This window comes from Nocardia sp. NPDC049149, from assembly GCF_043197455.1.
Taxonomy (GTDB): Bacteria; Actinomycetota; Actinomycetes; order Mycobacteriales; family Mycobacteriaceae; genus Nocardia.
In genome coordinates, this window is the sequence record NZ_JBICTD010000008.1 from 120,834 (window position 1) to 139,566 (window position 18,733).

The window sequence follows — 18,733 nt, forward strand, 5'->3', positions numbered from 1 at the left end:
GTGTGTGGGGCAGACCCAAAAAACCGTTCGACCTGCGCCGAGAACCCGCTGACTTGACCTGTGCCCGTCAAACCCGTTGCACCCGGGCCTTGCGCCCTGGTCCACAATTGGTCCACAAAATGACTCAGGTCAGAGGCGGAAACCGCCTCTGACCTCGTCGGGCTGACAGGATTTGAACCTGCGACCACCTGACCCCCAGTCAGGTGCGCTACCAAGCTGCGCCACAGCCCGTGGTGCGCCCGGTTTCGGGCGCTCGAAGAGATTACCTCAGCGAACCCCAACGGAGCGAATCGCCTGGTTAACGGCGTGGCGCGAGGGTGAATTATGGTCCGCCGCATGGGTTGTGGCTAGGGGGGTGACGTGGGTGGCTGGTTGATGGCTGGCGGCGGGGGCATTACCGCATCGACGGAATTGCCGGGTTGGTTCGGCGAATGGAGGGAGCGGTATGAGTCGGGAGCGGCGACTGGTTGCGGCGTTTGTCCAGGTGGCGGTTTCGCTGGTGGACGAGTATGACCCGCTGGACGTCGTCCAGGAGCTACTGGATCGGGCGGTGGATTTGTTGCCTGTCGATACCGGGGCGGTGTTGTTGGCGGGCCAGGACGGTGCGTTGCGGGTGTTGGCTTCGACGAGCGAGGCGACCCGGTGGCTGGAGTTGTTGCAGATCCAGGTGCGGGACGGGCCGTGCGTGCAGGCATATCAGACCAGTAGGTCGGTAATTGTCGAGGATTTGGCGGTGGCGGAGGCGCGTTGGCCGCTGTTCGCCAAGCAGGCCATGGTGGAGGGGTTTCGATCGGTGTACGCGTTGCCGCTGCGCTTGCGTAAGGATCGGGTCGGCGCGCTGAATCTGTTCAATTCCGGCGAGGAGCATTTGAGCGAGGACGACCTGCTGGTCGGGCAGGCGTTGGCCGATATCGCGAGCATCGCGATCGTGCAGGCCAGGCTGCTCGCCGACCACAAGGCGGTCAACGGTCAGCTGCAGTCGGCGTTGCAGAGCCGGATTGTGATCGAGCAGGCGAAGGGGATCCTGGCCGCGCAGGGCGATCTTGATCCGGAGGCGGCGTTCGACGCGTTGCGCGGGTATGCCCGGCGCACTCGAGGACGGTTGCACGAGCTGGCTCGTGCGGTGGTCGACCGCACCATCGACACGAGCCAGATCTTGAACAGTCCGCGCTGAGCTCACACCCGTTCGTGCACGGTCAGCAGCAGGTGGTCGAAGCGGGTGCGCAGTTCGACCATCGGCGCGTCCATGGTGGCGATTTCGGTGACGAGTTGGGTGGCGAGCGCGCGCAGTTTGACGCCGGTTTCTTGGGAGCGCCAGATGAGCACCCGGAACGCCTGCTCTTCGCTGATCCCGTAGACCAGCATGAGCGCGCCTTTGGCCTGTTCGATGGCGGCGCGCGAGTTGTACAGCTCGGGGAGTGCGCCGTCGAGGATGAGTCTGCGGTCTTCGGCGAGTGTCTCGGTGATGTCGACGTAATAGCCGGTGGTGCCGATCACGTCGCCGTTGCCGTCGAGCATGTCGTCGCCGACGACGAGGATGTGCCGTACCCGGCCCGCGGTGTCGAGGATGCGGTGTCGGCTGCAGAACGGTTCGCCGGTCTCGACGGTGCGTGCGATGGTGTTCGCGACTTGTTCGCGGTCCTCTGGATGTTTGTGTGAGAGTAGGAGTTCGGTGGTCGGATGCACGGTCCCGGGTTGGTAGCCGTGGATGAGCGCGACTTCGTCGGACCATTCCCAGCGCTGATCCTGCAGCCAGAAGCGGAAGGTTCCGGCGCTCTGCGTCTTGCCTGCGCCGAGCACGCCTTCGACCGGCGTTGCCGTGTTTGCCCCCGTGGTGCCCATGCCCGCCGGCGCGTTCCCGCGCGCGGCTTCCGGAACATAAGCAGACTTATCCAACGACCTGCCCCTTTCACTCGACCGATGTGGTTATCGAATTCGGTCGGCTGGCGGGGGCTGGGGCAGCGCGTCCGCTGCAGAGAATACCCGGGTGCGGAGATCAGATGTACCAGTGCGCGATGCGGGCGGCGTCGTATATCGGGTCGAAGATCCTGACGTGTCGCTCGCGGGCGGTGTCGAGCAGTTGCTCGTCGACGCCGAGTCGGTGCAGGCCCGGCCAGACGACGGTGTCCCGGAAGTGGTAGTGCCGCCGCTGGATTCGGCTGATCCATGCCTCGACGTCGGTGTGGCGGCGGATGCGCCAGGCCCAGGCGGCCGGGATGGGCGCGGGTAGGCGTTCGACGCGTGCCCCGAACCGCTGTGACGGGATCGGTTGCGGCATAACGGTTAACCGCGTCGAGCGACGGTGAGGATGTCGGGCACGAGCTGGTCGGGGATCGGCCTGCGCACCGGGCGTTGCTGGGTGATGCGGAAGCCCGCGGCTTCAACGAGTGCCCGCATCTCGTCGGGTGGCGGGAAGTAGGCGAGGCCCTGCACCACCGTCGGCTGCAGCAGTCGCGCGAATCGGCTGCGCGGGTTGTTGAGCACGATCGCGAGAAGCCCGCCGGGGGAGAGGATTCGATGGAATTCGGTGAGTGCGGCTGCATGGTCGAAGAAGTGGAAGGCGTGTGTCGAGACGACCGCGTCGACGGCTCCGTCGTCCAGTCCGAGGTTTTCGGCTTTCCGGTTGATCCAGCGCACCTGGTTCGATCGGGCCTGCGCCTCACGCAGCATGCCGACGGAGGCGTCGCAGCCGTAGATGAGATCGGGTGTCAGTTCGCGCTGGATGCGTGAGGCGAGAATCCCAGTGCCGCAACCGACATCGGCAATCCGCTGGATGCCGGCGATCCGCAGCTGCTCGATGATTTCGTCCTGTGGTGGCTGGTAGGCGACTCGCTGCAGGATGGGGGAGTTGTACACCCGCGCGAGCTGGTTCCAGCCCTGGGTGACGAGGCTGTTGAAGGCGCGGGCGGGGGAATACGGCAAAGCGGCTGACATCGGTGTCCCTTCCGTGGCTCACCCAAGGGTAAGGTGTCTGAGACAATTTAGGAAGGTGTCTTCGCCACAGCGGTGACACTCAACGGTTGCGCGATGTCCTCCAGCGAACGCCCTTCAGCGCGCACGCCATAGGCCAGCTCTACGAGTCCCGCGAGGAACATCGCAGTGGCGCCGATGGCGAACGCGAGCGCGGTCTTGCCGAGATCACCGGCGGCGGCCAGCTTCGCGAACACCAGCGGGCCCGCCACACCGCCTGCGACGGTCCCGAGCGCATAGAAGAACGCGATGGCCATCGCCCGCGTCTCCATCGGGAAGATCTCGCTCGCCGTCAAATACGCGGCACTGGCCCCGCAGGACGCGACGAACAGCACCGCGGTCCAGCACGCGGTCAGCGTCGTCGCCGACAGCATCCCGCCCGCGAAAAGCCATGCCGTGCCGAACAACAACACCGCAGACCCGAGATAGCAGCCCGCGATCATCGGCTTCCTGCCGACCGTGTCGAACAGTCTGCCGAGCAGCAGTGGGCCGAGGAAGTTGCCGAAGCAGAGCACAGCAAAGTAGTAGCCGACCCGATCGTCGGCCACGCCGAACGACTTCGACAGGATGAGCGCGTAGTTGAAGGTGATCGCGTTGTAGAGGAACGCCTGCCCGATGAACAGCGAAAGCCCGAGCACGCTCCGCTTCGGATAGTGCCGCACCATCACCGCCGCGATTTCCCGAAAACTGATGGTGTGGCGTTGTTTCACCTCGATCCGCTGATCGGACACGTCGGTCAGCTCGCGGCCCGTGTCGGCCTCGACCTGTTCTTCGATCGCGCCGACGGTCTGCTCGGCCTCGTCCTCGCGTTCGTGGATGAACTGCCAGCGCGGGCTCTCCGGAACATGGCGGCGGACAACGAGAATGATCAGGCCGAAGATCGCACCGAGCGCAAAGGTCAAGCGCCAGCCGATATTCGGCGCGAACAGGTCGGTGTTCAACGCGACGATGGACAGCAACGCACCACCGGTCGCGCCGAGCCAGAACGTCCCGTTGATCACAATGTCGATGCGCCCCCGATACTTCCGCGGTATCAGCTCATCGATCGCGGAGTTGATTGCCGCGTATTCCCCGCCGATCCCGAAGCCGGTGAGGAAGCGGAACAGGATGAACCACCACATCGAGAACGACAGCGCCGTCATCGCCGTCGCGAACAGATACACCGCCAAGGTGATCAGGAACAGTTTCTTGCGGCCGAATCTGTCGGTGAGCCAACCGAAGAACAACGCGCCCACCCCCGCGCCCGCGACGTACATCGCCGCGGCTATCCCGGAAACCTGTGCGGCGGTGATGGTCACGCCACTACCCGGCTCCGCCAGCCGACTTGCCACGCTGCCGACGACGGTGACCTCCAGGCCGTCGAGAATCCAGACGGATCCGAGCCCGATCACCACCATCCAGTGCCAGCGTGACCACGGCAACCGATCAAGTCGCGCGGGTATGTCGGTCGATATCGTCTGCACAGCCCACCTCCGGTCTCCGCAACCTGCCGCGGACGCTGCGTGACGGCGGGTCGACGAGGTCGCGCGCGGTGCGATCGCTGCCGAGCGGTTACCCGGGGGAGAGGCGACTATTCACTCGCGTGCGCTCAAAGCAGGGTGAGGCTGCCGTGCGGTCCGTCGAGCACGGCGATCAATCCCGGCCGAATGCCTGGCCGCACCCCGAGTTCGACCCACAGTGCCCGCAATCGGGCAATCGTCGCCACCGGATCGGGATGCACGGCGTCGAGCGTTCGCAACCGCGCCTGCGGCAGGCTTTCCGAGGGATGGGCGGTCGACCCCCAGTCGATGAGGAACGGCACCACATCGCGCGACCCGGTCAGCCGCCAGCTCAGCGTCTGGCCATCGGGGGCCTGCCTGGACATGTCGGCAATCGACCCGGGGTCGTACCCGCCGGTGCGCGCCTCGGCAACGGTCGCGTCGATATCGCTGACCCGCACCGCCCAGGTCACCAGGCGTGGTTCGGTCACGTAGTCGACCAGGAACGGCCGAGGAGCCCGCGGCGCAGGCTGATCGGCGTCGATCCCGATGATCTCCAGATAGCCACCGTCGCCGAGGCCGAGCAGGAAGTTGCGGGTACCGCGGCCGACGTGTCGCCCGCCCTCGACCGGCGAGACGCCGAGCGCTCGCGTCACCATGGCCACCGTGGCAGGCAGGTCCGGCGTCGCCAACACGAGATGATCCAACTGGTTCACCACCGCCACCTTAGTCACGACAGTTGCTTTCCCGCACCATGATTCGTGCTGCCGGCGACCGCGGCGACCAACGCCAGGCGGGCGGCTCGCACGGCGGGATGGTTTCCGGTGCCGCGCCGATACGCCAGGTGCGTCCGACGCCGCGTCGGCAGCGCGGTGAGCGTGACCTCGGGCGGGCAGGTCAGCGCACCGAGCTCGGGCACGAGCGCCACCCCTTGCCCGGCCGCGACGAGCGCGAGCACGGTGCCGAAGTCGTCGGCATGGTGGCGGATCCGCGGCATGAATCCGGCGGCCTGACAGGCACGTACGGTCATCGTGTGGCACAGCGTGTCGGGTATCCCTGCGATCCAGGATGTTTCGCGATGCGCGGCCAACGGCTCGGCGGTCAACGCGGCCAGATAGATGGTCTCTTCGAGCAACGGCTCGGTGTCGAGCGCGTCATCGGGTTCGACCGGCACATAGTCGTATTCGTGCATCAGGGCCACATCCAACGTCCCCGCACGCAGCGCGGCGGGCACGGTCGCCGGATCCAGCTCGGTCACCATCAACTCGAGCCGAGGATGTTCCCGGCTCAACGTGACAAGCGCAGGCGAGAGAATCGTGTGTACTGCGGTGGGAAACGCGCCGATTCGGAGCGTCCCGGTGAGTTCGGTACGCGCGGTGGCCAACTCGCTGGCGGCCTGCTCGAGCACCGCGAGAATCGTCTCGGCGTGCGTGACGAGCGTCCGCGCCGCGGGCGTGAGCGCCACCCGCCGACCGGTCCGCTCGAGCAACGGCACGCCCGCTTCCCGCTCCAGCGCGGTGAGCTGCTGAGATACCGCCGAGGGCGTGTAGGCGAGTGCGTCTGCGACCGCCGCGATGGTCTCGCGATGCGCCAACTCGCGCAGCAGCCGCAACTTTCGAATATCGAGCATCAGCTCACCTTATGCTCGGCTGAAGAAATGTGAACTAGACCTGAAGCTTCAACTGGCCCAAGCTCGAACCCATGACGCTCACAGGCCTTTTCGTTCCCCTCGTCACGCCGTTCACCGCCGACGGCGCACTAGCGGCCGACGCGCTGGTCGAGCTGGCCGAATCGGCGCTGGACGGCGGCGCGGCAGGCCTGGTCGCGCTCGGCACGACCGCCGAAGCCGCGACGCTCACCGCGGCCGAGCGTGCGCAGGTCGTCGAGATCTGCGCCCAGGTCTGCGCAGAACGCAACGCCGCCTTGATCGTCGGTGCGGGAACCAACTCGACGGCGGCCTCGCTCGACGCGGTCGCGGCGCTCGGCCCGCAGGTCACCGCCGCGCTCACGGTCGTCCCGTACTACACCAGGCCCTCCGAGGCGGGCGTGCTCGCCCATTTCCGCAGTCTCGCGGCAGCGAGCCCGGTGCCGCTGGTCATCTACAACATTCCGTACCGCACCGGCCGCACTCTGTCCGCCGACACCCTGCGCCAGCTCGCCGACGAGCCGAACATCATCGGCGTCAAACATGCCGTCGGCAGCATCGACGACACCACCATCGAACTGATGCGCACCTGCCCACCCGATTTCGCGGTGCTGGCAGGTGATGACATCTACATTGCACCGCTGCTCGCCCTCGGCGCGACGGGCGGCATCCTGGCCTCCGCGAACGTGGCCGCCGCGCCGTTCGCCGCTCTGGTCACCGCGTGGCGGGACGGCAAGCTCGACGAGGCACGAGACCTCGGCCATCGCCTTGCCGGACTGTCCTCGGCGTTGTTCGCCGAACCCAACCCCACCGTCATCAAATCGGTCCTGGCGGCGCAGGGTCGGATCCCGAGCCCGGCGGTGCGCCTGCCGCTGCTGCCCGCGACCGCCTCCGCCACCGCGTCGGCCCTGGCTGCGTTCGCATCCTTCTCATAATTGACAGGTCAATTCACTGGTGTTGGAGCCCTCGAGGTGGAACGCTGAAGCGGTGACCCAACCTCCGGATAGCCAGGCAGTGCAGCCTGATCCGACCGACGACAAACTAGACGCGGCGGTCTTCAAGGTAGCGGGCGTGGTCGTGCTGGGCGCGATCATGTCGATTCTCGACATCACGGTCGTCAATATCGCCCTGCCCACCTTCCAACAAGAATTCGACACGAGCTACGCCATCGCGGCGTGGACCATCACCGGCTACACGCTGGCGCTGGCTACCGTCATCCCGCTCACCGGCTGGGCGGCGGACCGGTTCGGCACCAAACGGCTCTACATTGCCGCGCTGGTCTTCTTCGTCCTCGGCTCGGCCTTGTGCGCCACGGCATGGAACATCGAGTCGCTCATCGTGTTCCGGGTGATCCAAGGTATCGGCGGCGGCATGTTGATGCCGCTCGGCATGACGATCATGACGCACGCGGCCGGTCCGCAGCGGGTCGGCCGCGTGATGGCGGTGCTCGGCGTTCCGATGCTGCTCGGTCCGATCTGCGGTCCGATCCTCGGCGGCTGGCTGATCGAATTCCGCTGGGAATACATCTTTTTGATCAACGTGCCGATCGGCGCCATCGCGCTGATCTTCGCGTTCGTCGTGCTGCCCGCCGACAAGCCGGAGCCGTCGGAATCGTTCGACTTCCTCGGCATGCTGCTTGCCTCACCGGGTCTGGCCCTGTTCCTCTACGGCGTCTCCTCGATCCCGGGTGAAGGCACGATCGCCGCGACAAAGGTGTTGCTGCCCGCGATCATCGGCATCGTGCTCATGGTCGCGTTCGTCTTCCACGCACTGCGCACCGAACACCCGCTCATCGATCTGCGCCTGTTCCGCAACCGGGCGCTGACCTTCGCGACCCTCACCATGGTGCTGTTCGCCATCGCGTTCTTCGGCGGCGCCCTGCTGCTGCCGACCTACCTGCAGCAGGTGCGTGGCGAGTCGGCGCTGGCGGCCGGATTGCTGCTGGTGCCACAGGGATTGGGCGCGATGCTCACCATGCCGATCGCAGGCAGGCTGGTCGACAAGATCGGTCCCGGCAAGATCGTGCTGGTCGGCATCGTGCTGATCGCCGTCAGCACCACGTTCTTCACGCAGCTGAAGGTCGACACCTCCTATCCGCTCATGTGCGCGGCGCTGTTCGTGATGGGCCTCGGCATGGGCTGCACGATGATGCCGATCATGACGGCGGCGATCCAGACGCTGAAGCACGCGCAGGTCGCTCGCGGGTCGACGTTGATGAACATCGTCAACCAGACGGCGGGTTCCATCGGCACCGCGATGATCTCGGTGGTGCTCACCAACCTGCTGAACAACCGCGAGTTCGCCAAGCCGGCGATCGTGGCGAACGCCAACCCGGAGTTCGCGAAGCAGTTGCCGCCCGGTGTGCTGGAGATCGGATTGCAGCAGGCGGCATCGGCATTCAGCCACACCTACATCGTGGCGGTGGTGCTGATCGTGCTCACCTTGATCCCCGCGGCGTTCCTGCCGCGCACGAAGCCGAAGAACCCGGAGACGGCCGACGCGGTCACCGCGGTCCACGTATAGCAACCGGTCCGGGATCGCCTCGCTCGTCGAGGCGATCCTGGTTCGTCCGCCTGTATTCCGCTCCGGCACAACAGGTTTGTGCGCACACGCTGATTTCCGGGCGCGGTGCGCTAGCCGATCGGTAGTGCGCTCAGGATCGGGTGATAGACCCAGTTCAGCATGCGCTCGGCGTCATCCGTGGCGGCGACGGCGCCATGGGGTGAGCTGTGCAGCACCACGCCGATCAACGGGATTCCGGCCCTGACCGTATGGAACAGCAGGCAGGTTCCCGCGGCGTCGGTGTATCCGGTTTTGATGCCGGTGGTGCCCGGGTAGTCGTGCAGCAGCTGATTCGTTGTCTCCCAGTGGTGTTCGCGGTTGCCGGGGCCCGCGGGCAGGTGATACGTATCCGCCCCGACGATGTCGCGGAACGCCGGGTTGCTCATCGCGCGCAGGCCGAGGGTCACCAGATCCGCGGGCGTGGAGTAGGTGGAGGTGTCGGTCGGCACCGGCAGTCCGCTCGGGTCGGTGAAATGTGTTCCGGCCAAGCCCATTTGATGCGCGGTGTCGTTCATTTTGGCGATGAAGTTGCCTTGGCCCGGCCCATACGCCTCGGCGAGCGCATGGGCTGCGTCGCAGCCGGATGGCAGCATCATCGCGTAGAGAAGCTGGCGCGCGGTGAGCACCTCACCGCCGACCAGGCCTGCGCTGCTGCCGCCGTACCTGGCGGAGTACGCGACGCTTTCGTGCGGGACGGTGATCGCGCGGTCGAGGTCGCCGGCGTTGACCACGACCAGCGCCGTCATCACCTTCGTGATGCTGGCGATCGGCACCGAGGTATTCGCCTGCCGCGACCACAGCACCGTGCCGGTGATGCCCTCCGCCAGCGCCGCCGCCGTCGCCTGCACACCGTCCGGCTCCGGAGCCATCCATGGCAACTGGATCCCGGGCACCTGGCTTTGTGCTGGTGTCGCGGCGACGCCCTGCCCGACCACCACGAGCAGCACCCCGGCGAGAACAGCCTGCAACAATCGGGCAAATGTCCGCATAGTCCACATTCTGCCGCGCCACCCCACCGATCAGCGGTATTTCCCCACCGCAATTACCCGCGGCCTCCCCATTGACAGTTGCCCAATATTCGGGTTTCGTCGACCATTGCCTGGATCTGGCGTCTGATCAACTCGGCTCTGATGTTGAGTCAGGGTCGTCTAGTTCCAGAGCGGTCGCGTCGACGGCTGGTCGGCAGCCGTCGGGGAGATGGCGCACTACGAGGTCGACGGCCTCTGACGGTGTGTTCGCGTGTCCGAGGTGAGATCGGCGTTTGGGCCAGGTGACGCGATAGGTCCCGTCCGCGAGGGGAGTGATCCCGGGGATGTCGCGGGTGAAAGGGAATCGGGTGCAACGACTGAGATGCAATGACTCGTGGCTGGTGTAGGGGAACAGCATCCGTAGTCGAGGCTGAGCATAGGCCGCCTCGATCAAAGCATGGTCGATGTGTGGTGCCCGTGTCTGACGGTGGAGGTTCCACTGGGTTTCGACGGGGTCGCCCCGTTCGTAGGCTTCGGCTAGTTCGCCGAACCTGACGAACGACCACGCGGCCTGCAATTCGCGCAGGCGAGACCCTGTCTGCCAGAGGCCGATCGCGCCCGCCGAGCCGGCCAAGTCGGCAGTTTTGCCATGGGCCATGCAGACACCGCGCTCCCAGAATTCCATGGTGAACCAGCGTTGTTCGCTGCCCGCGACGGTTGTCACGTGCCTGCGGTTGTCTCCGACCCGGGTTGCGCAGTCCCACCAGCCGGGGGAGCTGGTCAGCGACGCCGTCAGCGAGTATCCGGCGTGGTCGAGCTCGGCTTGCATTGCGGCCTGCAGGCTCCCTGCCACCGCCACCTCGGGATACAGCTGCGCGATGTGTTGCCGCGGTTGTCTCGGCATGACGCTTATTCTGCCGGTGCGACGCCGACTTGTGCAGGGGCGCAGCGTGAACCGTCCCGATCGGGACAACCTTGTCCGACGCTATTCGCCGACCGGGGGATTGTCGGGGCGGTCGAGGTATTGGTGGAGGAGGAAGACGGCCATGGCGCCGTCGCCGACGGCGGAGGCGACGCGTTTGATGGAGCCGCTGCGCACGTCGCCTGCGGCGAAGATGCCGGGGACGCTGGTTTCCAGTGGGAGGGGGTGATGGTCGGGGGTGGTGGCGTCGGGGCCGGTCAGGATGAAGCCGTGGTCGTCGAGTGCGACGCAGTCGCCGAGCCATGCGGTGCACGGTTCGGCGCCGATGAAGACGAACAGGGCACGTGTGTCGAGGGTGCGTGTAGTTCCGGTTATGTTGTCGCGCACTGTAATTGCTTCGAGAGTGGCCGCGCCGAGCAGCTCGTGCACCTCGGTGTTGGGGATGACCTCGATCCCTGGCGTCTGTTCGATCTGGGCGATCAGGTAGCGAGACATGCTTGCCGCCAAGTCGCCTGCGCGGATCACCAACCGCACCTCGGTTGCGAATCGGGACAGGAACATTGCCGCCTGCCCAGCCGAATTGCCGCCGCCGACGACCACGACCGGTGCGTCGCGGCACGACTCGGCCTCGACGAGTGTTGCGGCGTAGTAGACGCTGGTCGGTTCGAAGTCGTCGAGTCGCGGCACGGCGAGCCTGCGGTATCGCGCGCCGGTGGCGATCAGCACGGCCCGGCCGGTCACCTCGGTGCCGCCGGAGATCCGCACCACGAAATCTCCGGCCCGGGTTTCCAGCGCGGCCGCCTCGGCGGGGAGGGTGAGGGCGGCGCCGAACTTCCTGGCCTGCAGTTCCGCTCGTTCGGCGAGTGCCGCGCCGGAGATCCCGGACGGGAATCCAAGGTAGTTTTCGATTCTGGAAGACGTGCCCGCTTGGCCACCGATTGCGATCGAGTCGAGTACCAGTGTCGACAGACCTTCCGAGGCGCCGTAGACGGCGGCACCGAGTCCCGCCGGACCCGCACCGACAACGATCAGGTCGTAGCGCCGATCCGAATCGGTGGTGAGGTTGAGCCCGATGGCCCTGGCGAGCTCGGCGGTGCTCGGATTGCGTAAGACCAGGTTTCGGTCTCCGATCACCACGGGTGTCTGATCGGGCGGGATGCCGAGTTCACGAAGCAGCGTCTCGGCTCGAGCGTCCTTTTCCAGGTCCAGCCAGCGGTGCGGGATGTTGTTGCGGGTAGCGAATTCTCGTAGCCGCCGGGTGTCGGGTGCGTAGCTCGAGCCGATGATTTGCAGTCCGGCACCGAGTCCGACCATGACCGCGCGCCGAACCAGGTAGGCGCCGAGCACCAGATCTCCGAATGTCGTGTCGCGCGAAACCAATTCGCGAAGCGTCCGGGCAGGCACGACCAGCACTTCGCCTGCCTCTTGGACCACGACGGAGACGAACGTGGCTTGTCCGGTCAACAGGCTGAGGTCGCCGAGGAAGCGCCCGGGGCCGAAGACGCTGATGACCCGCTGCGTGGCGCCGTCTCCCTCGAGCACCGCGACGGTGCCGGAGAGGACGACGGTGAAGTCGTAGCCGCGGCCGCCCTGCCGGTACAGCACCTCACCGGCCGTGGTCGTGTGTCGCTCGCCGTGTGTGCAGAGCAAGCGAATCTGTGGCTCGCTCAACCGCGGATAGGCCCCGTAGCGGTCCGGGGTTTCCGGTTCCATCGCACCCATCGACAGCTTCTCCCTTGGTTCGGTTGGAGCCTGTGGTTTCGATACGTAGCGATGGAGCGCCGAGGTCGCGGCCGGGTCCGACGATACTGGCTGCGCATACGCCGCGGTTGTCTGGTCTGGTACGGCGGCGATTCGAGCCCGAACTCGGCGAAGTCCGCCTGCTGTCTCGTCGAGGAAGCTGTCAGTCGGCTGTCTGGTCGAGGAAACTCAGGACGAGTGGCCCTGCGACGGAGCGGAATTCGTCGAAATAGGCGTGCCGCGCTCCGGGGATCAGGTGCATGCTGCCGTGTGGGATGCGCTCGGCGAGTAGGGGAGCGTTCGCGGCCGGATTGAACCGGTCGTCGGTGCCGTGCACGATGAGGGTCCGAGCTTCGATGTCCGGCAACACATCCCACGCATCGTGCTTGTTGCTCGCCATCAGATGGCGGCGTTTGGCGTAGGCAGGCATGGCCGGATCGCCGAGCGTGTTGTAGGGGCCGGACGTGCGTGCCAGCCATTCCGGCGTGTACATCAGTTCCAGCAGCGCCTGTCTCGCCGCGCCGGGATCGGGTTGGATGAGCGACTGCCGGATGTCGGGTCCGCGTTCGATGCTGTGCTTGCCGCCAGGCGACGTGCAGCCGAGCACGAGTGCGCGCACTCGTTGCGGGTGCCGCGCGGCCAGCCACTGCGCGACCCGCCCGCCCATCGAGGTGCCGTACACCGCAGCCTGGTCGACGCCGAGATCGTCGAGCACCGCGATCACGTCGTCCGCGAAACCCGCTGTGCTGTAAGGCTCGTCGGGCTTGTCGCTGTCGCCGGTGCCGCGCCAGTCGAGGGTGATGGTGCGGTACCCGCCCTCGAAGTCCTCCCGGATACCGTCCCACCAATGGTGATTGTTCGCCTGCCCGGCGAGCAGCACCAGCGGAACGCCTTCGCCTCCGGTCTGATACGCAAGTCGAACACCGTTGGCGGCCTTGGCATATGGCACAGGATTGCCCTTCCTCTCGCTAGCGGGTTGGTCCGTGCGGCGCACGCAGACCGTCGAGCGCGAAACCGAGGCACCGACGCCACGCAGGGGAGCCGGTCTTCTCGCCGAGCAGCGACAGCGCCCACACCAGATGCACCACATCCTCGTCGGTCGCGTCGGCGCGCAACGCGCCTGCCTGACGTGCGCGCTGTAGCAGTTCCGAGAGGCTCGACATGCCGCGATGACAGGCCTGCGTCAGCTGCGCGGCCGCCGGATGATCGCCGGTGAACGCCTCGAGCAGCCCGCGGTCGGCGGTCATCTGCCCGAGCAGCTCCTCGATGAACCCGCACAGTGCCACCCACGCGTCCGGCTCGGCGGCTGCGCGCGCGGCGAAGTCGTCCATCGCGGCCAGCCGGGCGGGCAGCAATGCGTCGATCAGCGCGTCCCGGTGCGGGAAGTGGTTGTAGAGCGTGCCGATGCTGACCCCGGCCCGGCGTGCGATCTCCTCCAGCGATCCGTCGAGCCCCTGCTCGGTGAATACACCGGCGGCCTCCCGCAACAGCTTCTCGCGATTGCGGGCCGCGTCGCGGCGCAGCGGTTTGGTCATGCGGACCATCTTACAAAAGTCGAGGGGCTCCTCGATTTCGTGCTATCTTCTGAAAATGAGGAGCCCCTCAATTTTCTGAAGGAGATCGCATGACCACCACACCAACGGCCGTGATCATCGGCGTCGGACCCGGTCTCGGCATGTCCATGGCCCGGCGATTCGGCCGCGAAGGTTTTCGAGTCGCCTTGCTCTCGCGCAGCTCGGCGCGCCACGACGGCTATCTGAAAGATCTTGCGGCGCAAGATATCGACGCCACCGCCTACGTCGCCGATGTCACCGACCGCGCCCGCCTGCGGGCCATGCTGGACGAGATCGCCCGTGCCGGCGAGGTCGAGCTCGCTTACTACGGTCCTGGGCCGCAGCAACATCCGGTGCCCATCACCGACATGGATTTCGCCACTGCGCAATCCGCCTTCGAATGGGTCTGGCCTGCCGTCGACGCGGTACAGGCCGTGTTGCCCGCCATGCTCGAAAGAGGTCGTGGCGCACTGTTGTTTGCCGGCGGTCTCTCCAGTGTCCGCCCGATGCCGATGCTCGGTCAGCTGGCTCTGCCCTCGGCGGCGCTGCGCAACTACGCGATCACGCTCAACGCCGCGCTCGCTGAACGTGGCGTCTACGCAGGCACTCTCACGATCGGCGGCCTCGTCGAACGCGGTGACATCCACGCCATGGTCACCGCCGACCCTGCCCGCTTCGGCTCCGTGGCGGGCCACACCCTCGACCCCGATCGGCTCGCCGATGCCGCGTGGGACATGTATCGCGCCCGCGATCGCGCCGAGGAGGTGTTCGACATGCTGGGCGGCTGACAGCGGAAGCTGTGATGTTGCTCATTGATATTTACGACCGTTCGGTCCGAACGTAGCCTGGGCGTATCGGCTCGCGAGGAGCCGGTTCGGACGCTCGAAGGAGGTACGGTCGTGACAGTTTCGAACACCATTCGAGCACTGGCCCCGACTGAGGTGCCGCACGTCGGCACAGGATTGTCGGTCGGCTATTCGGTGCGGGTACGCGGCGCATTGGACGTGGTGGCGTTGTCGGACGCCTTCGACGTCCTGCGCCGTTTCCATCCGGTACACGGGTCATATCTGGTCGCAGACGAACAGGGAATCGCGATTTCGCGGGAGTCGTCACTGCCATCGGCGTTCAAGGTGTTCAACGGACCGGTCGAGGAGGTATTTCACGACCTGTCGTTGAATCCGGGTCGGGCACTGACGGAGTTACATGTCGTCCGCGAAGGCGAACGTGCGAACGTCACGCTGCTCACCCACCACAGCGTCGCCGACGGGTATCACTCGCTCGCGGTATTGAAGGATCTGTGGTCGCTGTACACCGACTTCGTCGAGGGTGTTCCTGAGCCAACGGTGGAACAACGCGGGTATCCGATGTCGTTGGAGGCACTGTTCGCCGACCGCGCGATTGCCCCGGACGATGACGAGGCAGTGCCGTCGCCCGAATCACCCGCTGCCCCTATCGTTCTCACCGGTGCGGCGGCAGTGGCCAGTTCCTATCTCGCGGTGTTGTCCAGCGTGCGTTGCGCGCTCGACTACGGCGAGACCCGCGCGCTCGTCGACGTCGGCCGCCGCGAACGGACGACGATCAACAGCCTGGTCTCTGCGGCGATCGTGCTCGCCCTGTCGGACACTCGCGAGGTGCCGTTGTCCGACACTTTCTATGCCTTCGCGGTGGATCTGCGCTCACGCATCTCTCCCCCGGCCGCCTTCACGGATGGCACGAACATTCTGGGGATCGGGCAATACCAACCCGGAGATGGACCGACCGAGCTCGTGGACATCGCGCGAGCGGTCGGCGCCAGGCTGGCGTCGGACCTCGCCGATCACAGCATTCATCACGCGGCATTCGGCGGGGTCGGGACCGCACAGGCGACGCTGGCCGGGTTCCAGCAGGCACGCGCATCGGCCTTCACCACGAATTGGGGCAAGATCCCGGCCCTGCGCCACCCGGCCGCGCTCGAGCTGCAGGACTTCTGGCCGCTGTTCCATTACGACCCGCTGGTTGCGCCTCCGCAGCTGCCGCCGGTACCGCCGATCATGGTGGTGATCAGTAGCTTCGACGGTCGACTCAATATCGATCTGGCCAGTTTCGCGCCGGATGACGCGGACCGGGAACTCATGGCGGCAGTGCGCAGTCGGCTCTTGTCGGTCCTCTAGCGCGACCGACAAGAGCCGCTGCATCGGTCAACCAGCTGCGAGATGATAAGTGACCGTTGGACTCCAGAGGAAGTAACCATCGACGCCCGCGTCCCGTGCCGCATCGATCTGCGCAGCCACCTCACCGGACCCATAGCTCACACCAAGGCTGAAGTCCTGTAACCACGGGACGATCTTGGCGCTGGTGCCCTGCGTCTGCTTGCGGAAGTCCTGCAGCGAGCGGAACACGATGTCGTACGGCTGCGAATTCGGGTTCGCCACACCGTATTCCCCGGAATTCCAGTGGGACGGGTACAGCATCGGCGCGATGTAGTCGACGTACTTGGACATCAACGGGATGTCCTGGGCGATCTCGTCCGGCCGTGTCGCGGCCACACCGAACACCGCGGCACTCAGGTCGGCGCCCGCGTCCCGCACCGGATCGCGGCTCTCCCGGAGGAATTCGGCGATCGACACGCTCGGCGATGCGGTGGCGCCGGGGAACACCATCTGCGACAGTGCGCCGTCCGGGCGGCGGATGTAGTCGTACATGATGCCGTCGAAGCCGAGCTTCGCCGCCTCGACCGCGAGATCGATGTTGTACTTGCGCATTTCGGGATTCGCGAAATTGGTGAACGCGATCGCGCCGTACCTGCTGGCGTACGGCTGACCGTACGGGTTCTGGATGACCCAGTCGGTGCGGCCGGAGTTCCACGCCCACTCGGCCATCGTCGAATCGCGGAACGCGACGATCCGGCCCACCACCCGCACGCCCATGTCGTGCAGCTGCCGGAGCGTGGCACGGGCGTCGTAAATGGGTTCGACGGCGCCGGATTCCCGGGCGAGCGGCACCTGCGAGTCGTAACCGACGACGCCGTCCTCGTCCTTGATGTCGAGTTGCACGGTGTTGATCCGCCCGTCGCGCACCATGTTCAGCACGTCCTCGCGCAGGCCCTCGTGCGCCCACCCGTACGCGGTGACATGCACCGAACTGATCTTCGGTGTCTCGATCGCGGCCGAGATCGCCTGGGTGGCTTTGTTTCCGGCCGCGTCCATCGCGACGATCTCGGTGCCCGTCGGCGCGCGAGGCATGGTGATCTCGAACGATCCGTCGTCGGCGGGGGCAACCGACTGCGTGCCGATGACCACCCGGTCGGCCCCGGTTGCGGTGCCGCGCACCATGACCGGCTGCCGGTAGGACGACACGGCCTGCGGCGGGGTGACGGTCAGCGTCGGCGCCTCGTTGTCCACGGTGAAGACCTCGGAGACGCCGGGACCGGTGCGCAGGAAACCGAAGAATCCGCCAACCGGGATCTCGGCGGTGAATTTGTGCTCGCCGTCGGGCAGCGATCCTGGTCGATAGACCACGGCGCCGCCATCGACGCGGCCGTCGACGGACTCGCCGTCGAGTTCCAGCCGGAGGTCGGCGGGGTCGTGCCCCTTCGCGTCCACTCGTAATGTCATGGCGGACAGCGTCGCCGCGCTGATCGTGCCGTCCGGTAGCCCGGTGACGGTCAATCCCTCCGGTTCGGCCTGAACCGAGCTGATGGTCACAGAAGCGACGAGAATTGATAAGACTGCGGTAACTACCACTGCCGCCAACCGCCGGTGGCCTGTAGTGCGGAATCTATCCAGCAACGCGCGTGCCAACTTTCCTTCGGAGATGGCTCTACTATCCCGTCTCCGGCGCGCCGTCGCGGCAATCTTCATCAAGATGTTGTTCATAGTCGCGTACCGTTTGGCCGATGACCAAGAACGCGGTAAACGTTGTTCGAGTTATGTTGTCGGCCTTGACGTTCGCGGCCGTCGCCGCGTGCGGATCGACACCCGCCGGCCCGGCAGACAGCGGGCAGGCCGACAAGGAAGCGGCGGTCACGCCCTCGGCCCCCGTGCCCGACCCGGCCGCGGTCGGCGCGAACGAGCTCGGGCTTGTGCCCGTCCTGATGTATCACCAGCTTTCGCCGACACCGGTCAGCGAATACGACCAGACGCCCGAGAAATTCCGGGCCGAACTCGACCGGCTGTATCGCGAGCGCTATCGCCCGATTACCGCGGCCGCCTATATTTCCGGTGCTATCGATATTCCCGCCGGTACGCATCCAGTGCTCCTGACTTTCGATGATTCGACCCTGAGCCAACTCGCGTTCACCGACGACGGCAGGCCTGCGCCGGATACCGCCATCGGGATACTCGAGGAATTCCGTGCCCACCACCCCGACTTCGCCCCCACGGCAACGTTTTATGTCAACAACCATCCTTTCGGAGAGGATGCGCGCGCCCTGCCATGGCTGGCCGCACACGGTTACGAAATCGGCGCCCACACCGCGACGCACGCGAATCTCGCGCAGCTCGATGCCGACGGAGTCCAACAGGAATTGGCGGAGAACGTCGCGGCCATCGGCGCGGCAGTGCCGGGACGGGTGCGCACGATGGCGTTGCCGCTCGGTATCTCGCCGAGCGAGCGCGCCCTTGCCCGCGCGGGGGCCTGGGACGGCACGTCCTACGCGTTCGACGCCGTCATGCTCGTCGGCGCCGAACCCGCTCCGTCACCGTACGGGCGGCTCGATCCCGCGGCGGTGCCCCGAATCCGTTCCGGCAATACAGCTGTCGACTTCGACTCGACCTACTGGCTCGACCGCATGGCCGCGAACCCCGATCAGCGCTACACCTCGGATGGCAACCCGGCCAAGGTGTCCTTTCCTCGGCAGCTCGCCGAGGAACTGACCCCGTCATGGTCGGACCGGGCCGCGGCGTATTGAGCAGGAA

General features: G+C 66.2%; 18 protein-coding genes and 1 tRNA gene. 6 read left to right on the plus strand and 13 right to left on the minus strand.

All coding sequences use genetic code 11. The annotated features are described in order from the left end of the window. Positions 1-157: 157 nt before the first annotated feature. A tRNA-Pro gene (locus ACGFNJ_RS30305) sits at positions 158-231 on the minus strand. Positions 232-445: 214 nt separating this feature from the next. Here ACGFNJ_RS30305 and ACGFNJ_RS30310 point away from each other — a divergent pair. Then, positions 446-1,174 (plus strand): GAF and ANTAR domain-containing protein, encoded by a 729-nt coding sequence (locus tag ACGFNJ_RS30310; protein ID WP_393455679.1) that lies wholly within the window; start codon positions 446-448, stop codon positions 1,172-1,174. A 2-nt stretch (positions 1,175-1,176) separates the two neighbouring features. On the opposite strand, the gene ACGFNJ_RS30315 is transcribed toward ACGFNJ_RS30310, so the two are convergent. The 6 genes from ACGFNJ_RS30315 to ACGFNJ_RS30340 form a co-directional block, all read right to left on the minus strand. Continuing rightward, positions 1,177-1,842, minus strand: coding sequence for a PAS and ANTAR domain-containing protein (locus tag ACGFNJ_RS30315; RefSeq protein WP_393456500.1), 666 nt, complete (start codon positions 1,840-1,842; stop codon positions 1,177-1,179). Positions 1,843-1,996: 154 nt separating this feature from the next. After that, the gene (locus ACGFNJ_RS30320) at positions 1,997-2,278 is read right to left on the minus strand and encodes a hypothetical protein (protein WP_393455682.1); all 282 of its coding nucleotides are present in this window, start codon (positions 2,276-2,278) and stop codon (positions 1,997-1,999) included. Positions 2,279-2,283: 5 nt separating this feature from the next. Next, complete coding sequence (locus tag ACGFNJ_RS30325; RefSeq protein WP_393455685.1) at positions 2,284-2,934, minus strand: class I SAM-dependent methyltransferase; 651 nt, start codon at positions 2,932-2,934, stop codon at positions 2,284-2,286. 47 nt (positions 2,935-2,981) lie between these two features. Continuing rightward, the gene (locus tag ACGFNJ_RS30330; RefSeq protein WP_393455688.1) at positions 2,982-4,433 is read right to left on the minus strand and encodes an MFS transporter; all 1,452 of its coding nucleotides are present in this window, start codon (positions 4,431-4,433) and stop codon (positions 2,982-2,984) included. A gap of 125 nt (positions 4,434-4,558) precedes the next feature. Beyond that, positions 4,559-5,182, minus strand: coding sequence for a VOC family protein (locus ACGFNJ_RS30335; RefSeq protein ID WP_393455691.1), 624 nt, complete (start codon positions 5,180-5,182; stop codon positions 4,559-4,561). Next, complete coding sequence (locus ACGFNJ_RS30340) at positions 5,179-6,078, minus strand: LysR family transcriptional regulator (RefSeq protein WP_393455694.1); 900 nt, start codon at positions 6,076-6,078, stop codon at positions 5,179-5,181. Before ACGFNJ_RS30340 ends, ACGFNJ_RS30335 begins: the two co-directional genes overlap by 4 nt. A 71-nt stretch (positions 6,079-6,149) precedes the next feature. Between ACGFNJ_RS30340 and dapA the strand changes: the two genes are divergently transcribed. Next, positions 6,150-7,028, plus strand: a complete 879-nt coding sequence (gene dapA, locus ACGFNJ_RS30345; RefSeq protein WP_393455696.1) for a 4-hydroxy-tetrahydrodipicolinate synthase — start codon at positions 6,150-6,152, stop codon at positions 7,026-7,028. A gap of 52 nt (positions 7,029-7,080) precedes the next feature. After that, positions 7,081-8,616, plus strand: a complete 1,536-nt coding sequence (locus ACGFNJ_RS30350; RefSeq protein WP_393455699.1) for a DHA2 family efflux MFS transporter permease subunit — start codon at positions 7,081-7,083, stop codon at positions 8,614-8,616. Between the two features lie 110 nt (positions 8,617-8,726). Here ACGFNJ_RS30350 and ACGFNJ_RS30355 read toward each other — a convergent pair whose 3' ends face one another. The 5 genes from ACGFNJ_RS30355 to ACGFNJ_RS30375 all read right to left on the minus strand — a co-directional run bounded on the left by ACGFNJ_RS30355 (position 8,727) and on the right by ACGFNJ_RS30375 (position 13,820). Then, positions 8,727-9,644, minus strand: coding sequence for a D-alanyl-D-alanine carboxypeptidase family protein (locus ACGFNJ_RS30355; protein ID WP_393455702.1), 918 nt, complete (start codon positions 9,642-9,644; stop codon positions 8,727-8,729). 127 nt (positions 9,645-9,771) lie between these two features. Beyond that, entirely contained in the window at positions 9,772-10,527 is a 756-nt protein-coding gene (locus ACGFNJ_RS30360; RefSeq protein ID WP_393455705.1) for a DUF6193 family natural product biosynthesis protein, read from the minus strand. Positions 10,528-10,608: 81 nt separating this feature from the next. Beyond that, entirely contained in the window at positions 10,609-12,267 is a 1,659-nt protein-coding gene (locus ACGFNJ_RS30365; protein ID WP_393455708.1) for an FAD-dependent oxidoreductase, read from the minus strand. 181 nt (positions 12,268-12,448) lie between these two features. Then, a complete protein-coding gene (locus ACGFNJ_RS30370; protein WP_393455711.1) occupies positions 12,449-13,234 on the minus strand; it encodes an alpha/beta fold hydrolase in 786 nt (261 codons plus the stop codon). 19 nt (positions 13,235-13,253) lie between these two features. Continuing rightward, the gene (locus ACGFNJ_RS30375; protein WP_393455714.1) at positions 13,254-13,820 is read right to left on the minus strand and encodes a TetR/AcrR family transcriptional regulator; all 567 of its coding nucleotides are present in this window, start codon (positions 13,818-13,820) and stop codon (positions 13,254-13,256) included. A gap of 89 nt (positions 13,821-13,909) precedes the next feature. Here ACGFNJ_RS30375 and ACGFNJ_RS30380 point away from each other — a divergent pair, with 89 nt between their 5' ends. Next, positions 13,910-14,626, plus strand: a complete 717-nt coding sequence (locus tag ACGFNJ_RS30380) for an SDR family NAD(P)-dependent oxidoreductase (RefSeq protein WP_393455717.1) — start codon at positions 13,910-13,912, stop codon at positions 14,624-14,626. 111 nt (positions 14,627-14,737) lie between these two features. Further along, positions 14,738-15,988, plus strand: coding sequence for a hypothetical protein (locus tag ACGFNJ_RS30385; protein ID WP_393455720.1), 1,251 nt, complete (start codon positions 14,738-14,740; stop codon positions 15,986-15,988). Between the two features lie 27 nt (positions 15,989-16,015). Here the strand turns inward: ACGFNJ_RS30385 and ACGFNJ_RS30390 are convergent, their stop codons facing one another. Further along, positions 16,016-17,521 (minus strand): putative glycoside hydrolase, encoded by a 1,506-nt coding sequence (locus ACGFNJ_RS30390; RefSeq protein ID WP_393455723.1) that lies wholly within the window; start codon positions 17,519-17,521, stop codon positions 16,016-16,018. 236 nt (positions 17,522-17,757) lie between these two features. Between ACGFNJ_RS30390 and ACGFNJ_RS30395 the strand changes: the two genes are divergently transcribed. Further along, a complete protein-coding gene (locus ACGFNJ_RS30395) occupies positions 17,758-18,726 on the plus strand; it encodes a polysaccharide deacetylase family protein (protein ID WP_393455726.1) in 969 nt (322 codons plus the stop codon). Positions 18,727-18,733: the final 7 nt, after the last annotated feature.

Coding starts and splice junctions, on each gene's coding strand:
- ACGFNJ_RS30310 (WP_393455679.1), top strand. CDS start 446: ATGAGTCGGGAGCGGCGACTGGTTGCGGCGTTTGTCCAGGTGGCGGTT.
- ACGFNJ_RS30315 (WP_393456500.1), bottom strand. CDS start 1,842: ATGGGCACCACGGGGGCAAACACGGCAACGCCGGTCGAAGGCGTGCTC.
- ACGFNJ_RS30320 (WP_393455682.1), bottom strand. CDS start 2,278: ATGCCGCAACCGATCCCGTCACAGCGGTTCGGGGCACGCGTCGAACGC.
- ACGFNJ_RS30325 (WP_393455685.1), bottom strand. CDS start 2,934: ATGTCAGCCGCTTTGCCGTATTCCCCCGCCCGCGCCTTCAACAGCCTC.
- ACGFNJ_RS30340 (WP_393455694.1), bottom strand. CDS start 6,078: ATGCTCGATATTCGAAAGTTGCGGCTGCTGCGCGAGTTGGCGCATCGC.
- dapA (WP_393455696.1), top strand. CDS start 6,150: ATGACGCTCACAGGCCTTTTCGTTCCCCTCGTCACGCCGTTCACCGCC.
- ACGFNJ_RS30355 (WP_393455702.1), bottom strand. CDS start 9,644: ATGCGGACATTTGCCCGATTGTTGCAGGCTGTTCTCGCCGGGGTGCTG.
- ACGFNJ_RS30360 (WP_393455705.1), bottom strand. CDS start 10,527: ATGCCGAGACAACCGCGGCAACACATCGCGCAGCTGTATCCCGAGGTG.
- ACGFNJ_RS30365 (WP_393455708.1), bottom strand. CDS start 12,267: ATGGGTGCGATGGAACCGGAAACCCCGGACCGCTACGGGGCCTATCCG.
- ACGFNJ_RS30375 (WP_393455714.1), bottom strand. CDS start 13,820: ATGACCAAACCGCTGCGCCGCGACGCGGCCCGCAATCGCGAGAAGCTG.
- ACGFNJ_RS30380 (WP_393455717.1), top strand. CDS start 13,910: ATGACCACCACACCAACGGCCGTGATCATCGGCGTCGGACCCGGTCTC.